The 16085-nt window shown below is 69.5% G+C and carries 1 protein-coding gene; it reads right to left on the bottom strand.

Annotated features, from left to right (window positions below; genetic code table 11):
- A partial coding sequence (locus B042_RS27120) for an ADP-ribosyltransferase (protein ID WP_036555370.1) occupies window positions 1-16085 on the bottom strand: 16085 nt, incomplete at both ends.

Raw genomic sequence — 16085 nt, 5'->3', positions numbered from 1 at the left:
GAAGGCCTGGGCGGCGCGGCCCGCGGCGCCGGCCTGGTTCAGCCACAGGGCGAGTCTTTGCCGGGGGTCGGGGTTGAAGAGGACGTCGTGGACCAGGCGTGTCTGTTCCGGGGTCAGCGCGGTGCCGTTGTGGGTGGTGTGGTTGATGGCGGNGTCGCCGATGTCGGCCAGGGTCGGGGGGCGGTGGTGGGGGGTGAGTTCGTAGAGGGGCCAGCCGGGGCCGGTCTGTTGGCGGATCTGGTGGAGTGTGTGGGTGTGTTCGGTGGGGTTGGCGGCGCGGAGGAGGAGGTTGAGGGGGCGGGCGGTGGCGGTGTAGCGCCAGAGGGCTTGCTGCTGTTCGGGGGAGAGGCGGGGGAAGGCGTGGGGGTTGCGTCGGGGGTCGCCCAGGACCTGCTCGCCGTAGACGTAGCCGTCGTCGTTGGCGGTGAAGGTGCGGTAGCCGTCCGGGTTGATCTGGCCCGGGGCGTCGTGTGGGACGTGCTGTTGGGCGGGGGTTTCCTCCGGTTCCGGGGCGGATTCCTGCGCTGTGGGCGGGGCGGGCGGTGTTGGCAGGACCTCGGCGGTGAGGAAGGTGCGGTCCTCGAACTCCGCCACCTCGGTGATCCGGTAGCTGGTGCCGCGGGCGAGGACTAGTTGTCTCGGGTTCGGGCCGTGTGTTCCCAGCCAGTGGCTGGGGGTGCCGGCCGGGACCGTGAGCAGGAGGGTGAAGTCCGTCTTCTTCCCTTCGGGGGTCAGTCCCAGGGAGGTGGACAGGTAGCCCGGTTCGGTCTGGACCGTTCCCACCAGTGCCTGCGGGTTCGTGGGGTCGTATCCGCCCAGGAAGGCGAGGCTGTCCAGGCTGCGGCGGGTGAAGACGGTCTCGGGCAGGGTGCGGGGGCCGAAGGCCTGGTCGAGGACGGGGACGATCCGGCGGATGTCGTCGGCGTCGGGGAAGTGCCCGAACACGTGGGTCAGCCGTCCGCGCATCCCGGAGCTGGTGAGCCAGTTCCTGCGTGCCTGTTCGGGGTCGGGGGCGTTCAGGATGGAGTTGACGATGGGCTGCTGCCAGGAGATCAGGGGGCGTTCGGCTTTTTTGAGTTCGTCCAGGGTGGGGAAGTGCCCGTCGCTCCCCAGCCCGAACAGGACCAGGGATGGACCCACGTCCGCGCGCTGTTCTTGCAGGTACGACGCGATCCGCTCGTCTTGGGCGAGTTGCAGCACGTGATTGAACGCCGTGCTGGTGAGCGTGTAGGCGTCGACCGCCTTCCGCTGTTCCTCCGGAAGGTTGGCGAAAGCGTGCGGGTTGCGGTCGGGGTCGTCGAGGACTTGGGCGCCGTAGAGGGTGGCTTCCGCGTCGTCGGTGAAGCGGCGGGTCCCGTCCGGTGCGCGAACGCCGGGCGCGGTGTCGGGGACACCGGGAGTGCTTGTGGCGGTGCCGGGGGGCAGGACCTCGGCGTTGAACCGCTGCCAGGTGTCGTTCCCGGTGAATCCGTTGATCACGTAGCGGGTGCCGCGGGGCAGCAGCAGCCTCCGGTAGCCGGAGTCTTCGCTGATATCCCCGATCCAGAGCCCCCGGCTCCCGGTCGGCAGCGAAAGGACGAGTTCGGAGCCGAACAGGGGTTCCTCGGTGCTCCTTCTCAGCTCAACGTCCAGGAAAGAGGGGGTGGCCGGAGCGGAGTCCTTGGACAGGTAAGCGGAGTAGTGATCAGAGAAATTATCACTGTCGCTCTGGGGAAATACGAAGCGTCCATATGCGATGAGGGGTTCGGGCAGGGGGCGGTCCAGTGCCTGGTGGATCAGGTTTTGTTGCCCTTCCAGATCCTCAAAGAGGAGATTCCCTCCGATGTATTCCCGTACGGCTTCGCGCTGTTCCTCCGGAAGGTTGGCGAAAGCGTGCGGGTTCCTCTCCGGGGCGTTGAGGAACTGCGCGGCATACCTGGTCGCCTGGGCGTCGGTGGCGAAGCGTCGGAACCCGTCCGGGCTGAGTGAGCCCGGAACCGAACCGGGATCCTGCACTGGACCCGCGGTGATCTGTTCGTGCAGGTGGGGCCAGGCGTTTCTGAGGGCGGGGTGCAGGGGCAGGGTGGTGGCCTCGTCGGCGGGGACCCAGCGCAGTTCGCTGCTCTCGTGGCTTTTGGGGGCCATGGCGGGCAGGTGGGGGACGTGGGCCAGGAGGGTGTCGTAGCGCCAGAGGGTGAGGTCTTCGGCGTGGGTGCCGATGAGTTCGGGTTCTCCCAGGTCGCCGGTGGCTTCTTCGGTGAATTCGCGGAAGGCGGCTTCTCGGGGGGTCTCGTCGCGGTTGCGGGCACCGCCGGGGATGGACCAGGTGTCGGCGGTGTCGGTGGTGCCGCTGCGTCGTTGGAGCAGGACGTGGGTGGTTCCGTCGGGGTGGACGGAGTAGAGCAGGAGTCCGGCGGCGCCGTAGAGGCCCCAGCGTCGGGTGCCGTCGGGCAGCCGTACCCATCCGTCACCGCTTTCCGGTCGATCGTCGTAATCGGACTGGGCTTGGCTGGACTGGTCGTGGTCCGAAGCCTCGTCGTCCGATGGGTCGTGCTGGGTCTCGTCCGTGCTGGTGTGGACGATTGGGCGGGCTGTCCAGTCAGGGTCGGGTATCCAGCCGCTGGGGACGATCTCGGCTTGGACGGTCCAGGCCGGTGTCGCGGGGCCGTCGCCCGAATGGTGGTGGATGTCGTGGATGAGGAGGCTGGTGCCGCGGGGGAGCAGGACCGTGGCACCGTTTGTGTGGAGGACGGGATGGTCCATCGGAACACGAAGGATGAGTTCGACCGGGTGGTTCTCGGGGGCGGCGTTGCGCAGGGAGGCCGAGAGGAAACCGGGTTCGGTGTGTACGGTGCCCACGAGCTGGTCGGGGTCGGTTCCGGGGCCCAGCCTGCGTAGGAAGTCGTCACTGGCACCGGCGTGAGCGATGAACGAGAAGCGGCTGCCGGTACCGGTGAAGGCGGCGTCGAGGCGGTAGACGAGTGAGACGACGGTTTCGCGCTGGTCCGGGGGGACACCGCGGCCGAGGAGTCCGCCGTCGATCAGGTCGCGATAGGTCTCGGTGTAGTCGACTACGGCCTGTTGGAGGCCGGGGTCGGCGGGTTTGGGTATGAGGGTGCGGGCCTTTTCGAGGGCCGTCTCGTGGTCTGGGCCGAGTCGTATGCCCTTCATGCCGTTACCTGCGTCCTGCCAGTCCTTCGGGCTGGTGAGGGGGGCTGTGCGCAGCCAGCGGCGGAGGTCCTGGTTGCCGAGGCCGAGTTCCTGCCGGGGCTGGGCTTGGCTGGGGGGGAGGGCCTCGGCGTGGATGTGGACCTTCTGGTCGGGGCGCTCGACGACGCGTGTGATCAGGTATTGGAGACCACGCGGCTGGATGATCTCCCGCTGTTCGGGGAAGGCGCTGTGATCACCGACCCACAGGCCCCGGGAACCGGCGGGCAGGGTGAGGTGAAGCTGGAAGTTCAATTCGTCTGCGAGGCCGTCCGCTGCTTCCGTGCCCAGGCTGGCGGACAGGTAGCCGGGCTCGGTCTGGACCGTCCCTTCGAGGCTGCGAACGGCCTCCCGGTCCAGGCCCTGCATGAAGCCGACCTCTTCCAGGGCCCGGTGGACCAGGATCGGTTCCGGCAGGGGGTGGTCCAGGGCCTGGTCGATGAGGTCGAGTCGCTGCTCGATGTCGTTGAGGGTGGGGAAGGTCCCGAACGAGCTGACCAGGCGGTCGGCGAACTCTGGGTTCCCGGTGAGCCGCGCGAGTTCTCTGGCTGGGTCCTCTGCCTCCTTGATCCTCTGTACGAGGTCCTGCTGCTCCGGGGAGAGAGCCTCGAACCTGGCGTTGGCGACATCGTCCAACGTCGGCTTCCTCGGATACGCCGGGCCCGCCAGTTCGTACAGGGGCCAGTTCTCGCTGCGGTCGAAGAGGAACAGCTCTCGTAGGTGGTCCAGCTTGTCCTGGATTCCTGAAGCGCGCAGTACTCCGTTGTACGGTACTGAACTCTGGGTGTACGCGTAGACCGCTTCCTGTTGTTCCGGTGGCAGGTTCGTGAACCCGTGGGGGTGGCGGGGCGCGTCCAGGACCTGCCCGCCGTAGGCCTCGCCGTCGCGGTCGCGGGTGAAGTAGCGGACGCCGCGCGGATCGAGAACCCCCGGTACGGATGCGGGGCCGCTGTCTCCGGTGTCGGATGGGTCGGTGTCGGTGAGGACGGGGAAGGTGTGGAGGTTGGTGGTGTCGGGTTCTGGGGGGAGGAGGTGGCGGGTGTTGTGGTAGTGCTGTTCGGCTTGGGCTCGGGCGGTGGCGGCTTCGTTGCTGTGGGGGTCCTGGCGGGTTGCTTCGGCGGCGGTTTCGAGGGTGTGGGCGCTTTCGCGTAGGTGGTGTGCGCGTTGTTGGGCGGAGTGGGCGGTCTCGTGGGCGTTGTCGATGAGGTGTTGCTGGTTTTGGGTGAGGGGGCGGGGGGTGTTGGGGTTGGTCTCGGCGGTGTGGGCCCAGGTGTGGAGGGTGTCGGCGGTGTTCTGGGCCTGGTCGGCCTCGTGGTGGAGGGTGCGGGCGCGGTCGCGGAGGTTGTCGGGGGTCGGGTTTGTGGCGGGGGTCGGGCTTGTGGCGGGGGTGCTGTCGGTGGTCTGGGGGAGGAGGACCGTTGCCACGGTCGGGTCTGTCCCTGCCAGTGATACTCGGGCGTTCTCCGCGGGGAGCGGGGGTGTGTTCTGCTCATCGGGGAGCAGAACGGTGGCGTTGAGGTGGAGGGTTCCGTCACGGTCGGTGACGTCGGTGATGTGGTAGCGCGTGCCCCGGGCCAGGACGAGTTCGCGTTCCTGGGGGTGTCGGCCGTTGTAGCCCATCCAGCGGGCTCTGGTGGTGGCGGGCAGAGTGAGGTGGAGGTGGACGGGGCGGGGGTCCCATCCAGGGACGTGGGCGCTGGTGCCGAAGACGGTGGACATGTAGGCGGGTTCGGTCTGGAGGGTGCCGATGAGGGAGCGTGGGTCCTCCTGGGGGTGGGGGTTGTTCGGGTTGTTCCTTTCCATGAAGTTCACGTCGCGCAGGGCGCGGTGGGTGATGACGCTCTCGGGTAGGAGAGCGAGGGCGAAGGCGAGGTCGAGTCTGGCGGCACGGTGCTCGATGTCGGTGACTGTGGGGACGCGGCCGAACATCTGGAGCAGGGCGCCGGCCGTGTCTGCATAGCTCTTCCAGTTGTCGAGAGCGCGCATGGGGTCGGGGCTGTTCATGATCCGGCCGACGATGTCGGCCTGCCTCTGTGTGAGGGGAGTCCGCTCGGGGGTGGGAGCGGTGCGGTTGTGGTAGGCGTACTGGATGTCTTGGGGGTGGACCGCACGCAGCCCGACCATCTCGTAGAGGACGAAGCCGGTGCCGCGCTGGGAGAGCCACTCGGTGAGGAGGTCCTGTCGACCCTGCTGGTTGGGGATGCGCAGGATCTCGTTGTAGACCCAGTCGCGGGTGCTGTACTCGCGGAAGAGGTGGTTCTGCTCTTCGGGCAGGTTCCAGAAGCCGCGCGGGTGGTCCGGGCTGTCGATGACGTCCTCGGCGTAGTTCTGCGCGTCCAGGTCGGTATGGAAGCGGCGGATGCCGTCGGGGCCGACGATGCCTGGTGTCGGCAAGACCGATGAGGTATCCGATCCTGGCTCCGTGTCGGTGGCCGGGGTTGGTTCGTGGACGTGGTTCCAGGTGTCCCGGTCGGGCCCGTCCGTGTAGAGGCCGTGGTCGGAGGGCTGAGAGACGGATGCGTCGTTTTCGAGGTCTTCGTTAGCGAAAGGAGCGGCTTGCGGTGTGTCGCCGGAGCGGTTCTCGGCGATGAGCAGGGCGGGGTCGATGGTGGCGCTGTCGGGTGGGGTGGGCTGTGGCAGGCCCTGCCCCATCCAGTCCAGGTCGGGCATACCGTCGGCGTCCAGGCTGATGCCGGTCTCGGGCAGGAGGACGGGGAAGACGGTGGTGTTGGTGGTGTTGGTGGTGTTGGTGGTGTTGGTGTTGGTGGGTTCTTGGTGGCCTGGGTCGTTTTGGTCGGCCTCGTGGTGGAGGGTGCGGGCGCGGTCGCGGCGGCCGTCGGGGGTCGGGCTTGTGGCGGGGGCGGGGGTGCTGTCGGTGGCGGTCTCGGGTAGGAGGGCCGTTGCCACGGTCGGGTCTGTCCCTGCCGGCGATCCTGGGGTGTGGGGGGTCTGGTCGGAAGCGTTGGTGTTGGTGTTGTGGGTTTCGGGTGGGGGTGTGGGGATGAGGTCGGCGTGGAGGTGCCAGTGGTCGTTGTCGTAGAGGTCGTCGGGGGTGTGGTGGACGCGGGTGATGCGGTAGGTGCTTTGGCGGCGTAGGAGGAGGTCGGTGGTGCTGCCGAAGGGGGATCGGGTGAGGTCGGTGGTGTTGAGGGCGGGGTAGCCGGCCGGGAGGGTGGTGGTGAGGGTGATGGGGTGGCGGTGGTCGGGGTCGGTGGGTGTGGTGGTGGCGGTGGTGTAGCCGGGGTCGGTGTAGGTGCGGCCGGTCAGGGCGTGCATGGAGGCGGGGTCGGTGGGGTCGGCGTCCAGGAGGTGGTGGAGGAGTTGGGGGTCGGGGCGGTGGTGGATTTGTAGGGGGGCGGGGGTGGTGGAGGTGTGGATGAGGGTGTCGAGTTCGGTGACGGTGGTGGTGTCGCGTGTGGGGGCGTGGTGGGGGTTGTGGCGCAGGGTGTGGTTGAGGCCGGTGGTGNGGTTGTCCAGGGTGCGGATGGTGGTGGCGGTGGTGTCGTTGATGGGGGGCGGGGCCATGTTCATGGAGAGGTAGATGGCGCCGGTGTGGGGGGTGGTGAAGGTTTGGGGGGTCTGGGTGGTGTTGTTGTCGGGTGCGGGTTCCCAGTGGGGGGGTGGTGGCCAGGGCGCGGTGGGGGTGGTGGTGTCGGGTGTGGTGTCTGCGGGTGTGGTGGTGTCCGGTGTTGTTCCGGGGTGGGGGTTTTCGGGGAAGGGCAGGTCGAGCAGGCCGTTGGGGTCGTAGGGGAGCTTGGTGGAGCGTCCGAGGAAGGCCAGCGGGTTTTGGCCGTCATCGGGGTGCTTGGGGTCCAGACCCGGCAGCGATGGCGGGTCGAGCGCTGGCAGTGTGTCGATGGCGTTCGGCGGGGTGTCCGGCAACTGGACGGGGAAAGCCAGGGCGGTGGTGCCTGATGCCCCAGTGTCCGGGGCCGGGGCCTCGTCGGAGCGGTGTGTGTCGGTACTGCCGTGCCTGGGCTGGTACTGGTTGGCACCGCTGGAGGGGCGGCTCAGCCGCCTCATCACCGCCTGCCACTCGGCCCCGATCTCCTTCGCACGCTCGCGCAGCTTCGCCCCGGCCGCGCGCAGCCTTTCGGCCTCCTCGTTCGTCTCACGTAGCGTGGTCTCGGCCTCCTCGACCACACGTTCCTGTGCGCCTACCCGGGCGGCCCGATCGCGCTGCTTCTGCTCGGCCTCCCGGAGCCTCGCCCTCTCCTGCTCCAGCGCTTCCCGGTCCGTACGCGCGTCCTCGCTGAGCCCAGCGGCGCGGTCCGCGTCGGCCCGCCCCTGGAAGCGGGCCCGTTCGAGGTCCTGTTCGGCCCGTTCGGCGTGCTCTTGGGCCTCCCGGGCGTTCTGGCGGGCCTCCTGTGCCCTCGCGCGGGCCTGGTCGGCCTCCTCTGTCAGGAGCCGCAGCTCCTCCCGTGCCCGTGCCTCCGGCTCGGTGCGCCCGTCCAGGGTCCCGGAGATCTGCGCGGCTTCGGTTCGGGCCCGTTCCAGGGCGCGCCCGGCCTGGCCGACCGCCGTTTCGGCGTCCGAAATCTCCCTCCGCCATCCCCGCGCCGTCCTGTCCAGTTCGGCGAACCTCGTATTCCAGGCGTCGAGTGCCTGGGTGTCCGTCTCGCTGGGAAGCTCGTCCCAGAGGGACTCTTGGGCCGCTTGGGCCTCTCTTGCGGCGTTGAACGCCTGTTCGCGGGCGGCTGCGGCCTCCCCCACCCGCGATTCCAGGCCGGGGACTACGTTCTCCGCCAGGTCCGCCAGACGTGCCCGGAGGTCCGCGCTCTCCCGCGACCACTGTTCGTAGGCCTCCCGGGCGTTGCCGCGCCGGATCTCCAGCTCCCGGGACCGGTTCTCGGCCTCCCCGGCACGCTCGGCGGCGGCGCGGGCGGCGTCGGCCTGTCGCTCGTGGTGCGCGGTGGCGTCCTCAGTGGCCTTCGCCGACCGCTGGGCTTGCTCCGCGGCAGCGCGGGACCGCTCCGCCGATTCTCCGGCCCGCGTGTCGGCACCGGTGTGCCGACCGCGTGCGGATACGAGGTCGCTGTTGGCCCGGGACAGGTCCTCGTGCAGTTCGGTGAGGCTCTGGCGCAGTCCAGGCAGGCGTTCCGCGGCGTCCCGGGCGTCTTGGACCCGCTGATCGGTGGCCTGTTCGTTCTGTCGGATCTGTGTGTCGACGTCGCTGCGCTGTTCGAGCAGATCTTCGCTCTGGGCCTGGATCTGGGACAGCGCTTCGGCATTGGTGGGCCGTGTGTTCAGGTCGCGGAGCGTCTTGGACAGGCTGGGGGTGCGATCGATCCCCTTGTCACTGCGGGAGTGGCTGAGTCCTGTGGCGGGACCGCCGGGTCTGTCGCCGGGGATGCTGGCGGTGCGCCGGACCCCTGAAGCTGGGAGGGTGCCCTCAGCGGTGCTGCCCGGTTCGGTGGTGCCGGTAGGGCGAGCGTTGAAGCTGAGGAGCCTGTCGGCCATGCTGGGAGTGCGGCGGAGGCCGGAGAAGCCGCTGCGTGAACGAGCGGGGGGCGTCGTTTCCCCGGTCCTCTTCTCCGGATCGCTGTCCGCACGCTGAGGTTCGGCGGCAGGACCGCTGTTCGACCTTTGCGGGCGGTCGCTGTTGGTGCGCTGCGGCCTTTGCGGGCGGTCGCTGTTGGTGCGCGGCGGCTTTGACGCGGGGTCGCTCTCCGTCCGTCGGGCACCCGGAGGACGCCGGAGCGCGGCTTCGTCCATGGGTTCGGGTGACCTGGAGAGCCGTGGTGGGACCTCCTCCATGGGTTCGGGTGACCTGGAGAGCCGTGGTGGGACCTCCTCCATGGGTTCGGGTGACCTGGAGAGCCGTGGTGGGACCTCCTCCATGGGTTCGGGTGACCTGGAGAGCCGTGGTGGGACCTCCTCCATGGGTTCGGGTGACCTGGAGAGCCGTGGTGGGACCTCCTCCATGGGTTCGGGTGACCTGGAGAGCCGTGGTGGGACCTCCTCCATGGGTTCGGGTGACCCGGTGAGCCGTGGTGGGACCTCCTCCATGGGTTCGGGTGACCCGGTGAGCCGTGGTGGGACCTCCTCCGGGGGTTCGGGTGACTCGGTGATCGGGGGCAGGGGGGCGTTGCCGAGCGGCGCTGCTCCGGTGCGGTTCCGGTCGGAACGGTATCCGCCGTCGGCCGTGGGGCGATTCAGCGCACCGCGGACGGTCTTCAAGGTCTCGACCCACTCACGCACCGCGTTCTCGAAGTCCCGGCGCCGCCGGTCCTGGATCGCTTCGAGGCGGTGGTACTCCTCCCGTGCGCGGGCGTCCTCTGGGGAGTCGGCGTACTCCGCGGCCGCTGGTTCCAGGTCCCGCCGGGCCTTCAGGTAGGTTTTCTCGGCGGAGGACAGCTTCTTCTGGGCCCGGGCCAGGTTCTGGATGGGGGAGGTCAGTGCGTCGGCTGTGTCCTGGTTGATCATCCCCATCCGGACCGCGTCCTCGCGCGAGAGCCAGGCGGTCACCTTGGTGTCGGTGTGGCCGAGCTGCCAACGGGAGGGTGTCGACGGTCGGCGTCCGAATACGCTGCGCACCTTGTCCCCCACGTACCCGGCGGCTTTGCGGAAGGCCGAGTCGCGCAGCTCCGACCGGGCACCGACCGCCCACTTGGCGTCGAACTCCACGAGGAGCACCGGGCCGATACGGGCGCGGCTGGAGTCGGGGATGCCCTGCTGCTCGACACCCTGGACGCTCTCACCGGCCGTATCCGAGGAGGTGGGGGCCAATGCGGAGCCGTGATAGACGCCGGTGTGCGGGTCGTGTAGCGGGGAGTGGTCGGTCCGCCCTGCTGGGCGCAGGTCCAGGAGCCGGTCCTGGGCGCTGCCGTGCCCGGCAGGAGACTCGTTGGACCGGTTGTCCAGGTGGGAGTCGGTGATCCGGCCGATGGGCGCGATGTCGAGGACGCGGGCCGAGGACGGGTCCGGCAGGGTGTGGACCCTCCACGTGGTACCGCCCATGCCCGGTAGCTCCATGCCCTCGCTGGTGACCTCCGGGTAGAGCGCTTTGAGGGAGACGGCGTTCAGGCTCTGGTCGATCGGGTTGTGGCGTGAACCCAATCCCAGCTTCCGGGCGTTGTGCTCGCGTGCCGAGTGGAGTGCCTCGGGCGTGTAGCGTCCGTCCGCTACCGCGTTCGGCGGCGGCGTCCAGCCCAGGGACTTGGCCACGACCACGTGCGCGGTGTCACGGACGTCCTGTCCGCGGTTCTCCACGCCCGAAGGGACCAGGACGCTGTCTTCGGGGGCGGCCTGGCCGTCTCCGCTCTGGCCCCGCACCCAGGACCGCATCATGTCGTACAGGGAGGCGTGGATGTCGTTGCTGGGGTGCTCCGGTGCTCTGCCCTCCCTGCCCGCGGTGCTGTCGTCGGTGCGGTCTCGGCCGGTGTCCGTGCGCGGAGGGGTGCCTTCTCCGTTTCTGGTGCTGTTGGAGTCGGGATCGGAAAAGTCCAGATAAGAGGCTGGGTAGAGCGTTTCCACCCGGCCCCCGTTTCCGCTTCCGGTGAACAGGTGCCGCTGCGATCCGCCCGGACGCTCGCCCAGCACGCGGTTGGCGAGTTGCTGGTTCCTGGAGATCTCCAGGTCGAGGGTCACCCGGCTGTCCTGGCTGATCTTGGCGTAGGGCAGGTCCACGGACAGGTCGATGGTCCTGGACTCCCCCTTCGTGCTGCTGTCGCCTCTGGAGCGTGCGGAGCCGGACGCTGTCCCGGCCTCGGGGCCCATGAGGTAGGGGCGGCTGTCGAGGGTGCTCTCTCCGGACGACGGGTCGCCGCCGGCGGGGACCGGCTGCATGACACCGCCCTGGACACCCGTGCCTCCCGTCTGGATATCGGTCCGGCTCGTGGTGCCTGACGACTCCCAGGTGTGCTTGTCCCGGAAGTCGGTGTTGCCGCTCACGTACTCGACACGCGGATCGGAGGTGTCCAGCCGCACGTGGAGGGTGGCGTTCAGGGACAGGGGAGCGCTGGTCGGGGAGTTCAGGTCACCGATCGAGTGGTCGATGGCACGTACCCTCACCGGCAGCGGGACCCCGGCGTTGGGGTTCTCGCCCAGGTGGGAGCCGAGCGTGTGCAGCACCTCCTCCCTGCTGCCCGAGGTCAGCTCCCAGCCCTGTGAGGCCAGGTCGTCGACCAGGGCCTGGAGTGCCGGGCCGGTGTCGGGCGGGCCGGTTATCTTGCCCGAGTCCTCCAGCCCGGGACGTACACGCGCGTGCCGCGGCGTCTCCGGTTCGGGCTGGGGCTCCAGCACCAGTTCCCCGCCGCGTTCCACGACCCGGTCCTCCACCAGGCCGGCAGCCTGGGCGTCGCGGATGTGGACCACACCCGAGACCAGGTCGCGGACGTGGGCGACCCAGCCCCGGAAGCGGGCGCTCCTGGGGAAGGTCGGACCGACGCTCCAGTTCTTGGCGAACTCCAGCGCCTGCGTGAGGTCCCCGGATCCGGTGAACAGGTACGACATCGGCGTCTTGGATACGAAGGACACGGTCTGGGAGTACTTCTCGCCGAGTTTGTCGCCCCATCTCCTCACGAAGAGGCTCTTGTTCGCGCCGGGACCGCCCCCGAGGAAGGGGTGCCGGCCGTCGGGGTCGGTGGACTGGACGCCGTGCTCCCGGCTGCCGGTGCCCTGGCCGGAACCGGTGCCCTGGCCGGAACCGGTGGTCTGGTCGGAAGCGGTGGTCTGCTCGGGACCCAGGCGTCCCCTCCCCTCGGCCTTGGCGTGGGCGTTGACCGACCAGGTGACATGGGTGTTCCTGGACAGGTCCAGGGTCGTCTTGCTCTCCCGGAGGACCATGGAGTCGGACTGCTCGAAGGCGTCGATGGAGGTGATGTCGACCTCCGTCGCCACGGTGGTGCGTACGTGGTGCGGGGACCAGAATCCGCCGCTCATCTCCACCCGGGCGCGGACCCCTCCCGGAGCGGCCGAGAGCGTTTGGGGGGACAGCAGAGTGCTGAAGATGTCCTTGGCGCCCTCACTCCCGACGAGGAAGTGTTCGAGTTTGCGGCTGAAACCCTGGTGCAGGCTCCACCCGCGAGGGGCTTTGGAGAAAGCCCGGTAGGTCTCGTCGAGCAGGCTGGTGGTGCGGGCCGCGTCCCCCTCGCCGACCCGGAAACGTGTGCTCACGTTGGAGAGAGCCGCCCCGGTCCGCCGCATCCGTTCGGCTCGCCGCTCGGCCTGGGCCCGGACGCGCTCGGCCCGCCGCTGGGCCGTGGTCCGCGGGGCGGTGACGCTCTCACCGCTGGTACGCGTGTCTGGTCGGGCCTCGGTGTCGATCGGCGCGGGTGCGCTGTCGTCCGTCCGGTCCCGGGCTCCCGCCTCCGCCCTGGTAGGCGGAGTGGTGCGGCTCCCCTCATCGGTCCCTGTGTTCGCTCCGCCGTCCGTGGAGGTGGCCACGGGAACGGGCGCGCCGCCGTCGGAGGCCGCCCGCGTGGTGTCCGGGGTGGAACGGTTCCGGAACAGTACGTCCCGGGTCCTGCGCACACGGCCGGGGTCGGGCCGTGTGTGCTCGGTGATGGCGCGCTCGGCGTCCTCAGGGGGCATCGGTCGGATGTCGTCAGCGCGTGGAGCCCATGGGGTCCCCGAGCCCGCGCCCTGCTTCGCCTTGGGGGTCTCCAGGATCAGCTGCGCCTGGAACGGCCTCTCCAGCAGGGGCAGACCGCGTTCCCGCAGCGGCGGCCCCTCACCCCGGACCATCCCGATGTCGTCGCGCTCGTACAGGCGGGCGTCGAAGGTCCCCTGTGTGCTCCACACGTCGGAGTCCTGGGGGAAGACGACAGAGGTCTCCGACGACTGCTTGATCCCGTGGCCCTGCCCGGCACCGGAGGCGCGCCCGGCCGAGGCGGAACCGGAGACCGCCGCCACTGACTCGGGTGCCGCGGCTGATCCGTACGGGCCGTTCTTGCGGAAGAAGCCCCCGGCGCCGAGGTCGAGGATGTGGCGGTTGTTCCGGCCGCTTCCGGCGGACCGGCCGGAGGAGCCGCCCAGCTCGGCTGCCACGCCCCGGTCGGTCGGACGCATGTGGCGCAGGGCGCCGAAGGACGCGCTGATCCGGGCGGTGACGAACTTCGGGCGGATCAGCTTCTCCTGGGACCTGAACAGGGAAGCCGGGTTCACGAGGGCGGCCTCGTGCAAGTGGACGGGGATGCCGTTCAGCCCCAGGTCGTTGAGGTCGCTGTGCAGCCTCGTCTCGGAGACCGCCTTCATGACATTGAACGTGTTGAGGCGTGCGATGGCGTAGTTGCGCCGCAGGAAGCGTCGCTCACGGGGGGAGCGGCCGAAGTACCCGGCCTCCTCATAGCCCGGCCTGCGGGCATAGGTGGCCTTGCTGCGGGCCAGCTCGGGCAGGACCAGCCCGGGGCGCTGCCGGGCCAGCCCGGTCAGAACCTGGTGGGCCAGCTCCTCGTAGGCCGAGCGTCGCGTTCCCCCGCCCGTGTCCCGGTACTGGCTTCCATCCGACCAGTTGAACGTGCGCGGGGTCGCCCCGGTGAAGTCCGTCGGGTTCGCCGCGGCCAGGTTGGGCAGTGGCGGTCGGGGCGTGCGGTCGGTGGTGGTTCCTGCGGAGGTGCCCTCCTGCGGCGGTCCGCTCTCCGAGGAGGTGGCCGGGGCACTGACGGAGCCCGGGGCGGTCGGCGGTGTCCGTTCCCGTGCCGCGGGCGGGACCTCGCCGTTGATCAGGTGCGCGTCCTCCACGGTCAGGATCTCGACGGTGTCGCCCTGGAACCGGTACGTCTCCGGCTCGCCGTCGAACTGGAGGTAGTAGTTGCGCCGCACGTCGTAGACGGTCGACTCGTTGGCGCCCACGGTCGCCCAGTTCCTCGATCCCGAGATCGAGGAGGCGCTGTACTCGCTCGACTGGAAGCGCGGACTGTACTCGGCGTACGGTGCGTCGGCCCGTGTCGACCACAGTCCGGGCAGATCGAGGCTGAGACCCATCCCCGCGCCAACGGTGGCCCTGAGCGTGTTGTCCTTCTTCAGGACGGTCTCCCCGCTCTTGGTCGAGGGGCTGCCCTTCATGTGGCCTTTGAGGTTGTCCGACGGCTGGAGTGTGTGGTCCTTGCGGGTGTAGTCGGTGGGGACCGACCACATGCGCACGAGCCGTTTCTTTCCGGAGATGTCGGTCAGGCGCATCGGGACAGGGCCGACGGTCATCCGGGGCAACTGGTTGCGCAGAGCCCGGCCGGAGAGTTCGCGCTCCACCTCGTCGGCGATCCCGGCACGGCGTTCGGCGCGGTGGTCCAGGAAAGAGGGGGTCAGCGTGTCGCGCACCCGGTCCCGCTTCCGGGGCGGCTGGTCGGCGCGGGTCAGGTGGTCGGTGACCCAATCGGTGAGGGACGGGGCGGTGTCGGCGTCGGAACCGGTGCCGCGGATGCCGCCGACATGGATCGGGTGGCTCTGCCCCACACGCGGGTCGAGGGGGATCCGCTCCTCGTCCCCGTCCGTACCGCCGCCCCTGTCGGCCCCGTCGACACCGCCCCCGTCTCCGTCGACCACCGGGAGGAAGGGGTCGAGGATTCGGATGGACCTGGGGCCCTTGCTTGGGATGACACCGCCGGGCAGGGCCAGTACCAGGCCGTTGGGGGACCGGGTGTAGGGCGGATCGGGTGCGGGTGCGGGTGCGGGTGGGGGGGTGTCGTCGGGCTGGATCTTCACCCGCATGAGCAGGTCGGCGACGTAGAACTCCGGCTTGTTCTTGAGCTCGAAGGTGGACGTCGTGTCGCTGGTGGTGGAGACGTTCAGTTCGGTCGACCGGTTTCGCGTCCCTCCGGAGATCCGGAAGCGCAGACGCGGGCCGACGGCGTTGTCGCCCACCACGTCGACGTACAGAGGGCTGACGGTCACCCCCACCCCGACCGTTCCGCTTCTGCCGTGCCTGCCCCTGGAACTGCTGGAGATCTTGTCGCCGGTGGTGTCCGCGGAGGACTTGAGCTTGGCCTCACCGGCCCCGTCGTCCGTGGTCGTGGGCAGATGGAAGAACTCGTGGGGATTCTCGGGGCGCAGGGACACCTGGACCCGCCAGGTGTTCCCCTCACCGTTGGTGACGGTGAAGGTGTGGCCGTCGTCGCGGAAGAACACCCTCATGTCATGGCCCATCTGGGCGATGAGCTGATCGTTCAGGTCGTCGCGGGCCGTCTCGTCCATGCCGTGGCTCGGGTCCCGTGCCGTGTCGTCGGCGAAGGCCGCGAGGTGTTCGGTGCTGATGAGGTTGGGCGGCACCAGACTGGTGTCGAGGAGGTAGCCCAGATCGTAGGCGGTTCCCTCCCGGACCAGGTCCACGGTGCCGGTGTAGTCGGGCGCAGAGGGTGGAGCGCCCTCCACGCCGTGGTTCCCGTTCCCACTGGTGCTCGTGTCGGGCAGGACGGTCGGGGGCTCGCCGGTGGCCCTGCCCTTGCTCGTGGGACCGCTGGTCTCGGCCCCGCGCTCTTCCCCGCCTTCGGTGGTGGTGGTGCTTTCGCCTCTGCTCTCGGGCGTGGTGCTGGTCCGGGGGTCGGTGTCCGAGGCGAGCGCGGGTGGGCGGGGGGTGTCGGACGTCTGGTCGCCGGGCCTGGGCGGGGTGGTGCGTTCGGTTCCTGTGTTGGTGGGGGTGTCTTGTCGGGCGGTGCCGGTGGGGGTGCTGGTGCCTGTGCTGGTTGTGGTGCCGGTCCCCGTGCCGGTGGGGGGTGGTGCGGTGGTGCCGGGTGTGGGGGGGATGCCGGTGAGTTCGATGTCGGTGAGGGTGAAGACGCTGATGTCGGTGTTGTTGGCCCAGGGCAGGGGTGAGGTGGGGAAGGGGAGGTTGGTTTTGGGGTCGAGGTCCAATCCTGTGAAGAGGTGTTTGGGGTCGAGGGGTCCTTTGAGGGGGGAGGGTGCTGTGCGGGGTGTGGCGGGCGGGGTGTCGTAGAGGCTGTCGTCGAAGTAGGGCGGGGCGG

It is taken from the genome of Nocardiopsis sp. CNT312 (assembly GCF_000515115.1).
Taxonomy (GTDB): Bacteria; Actinomycetota; Actinomycetes; order Streptosporangiales; family Streptosporangiaceae; genus Nocardiopsis.
The sequence above is the reverse complement of the archived record's forward strand: the minus strand, read 5'-3'. Positions and strand labels throughout refer to the sequence as shown.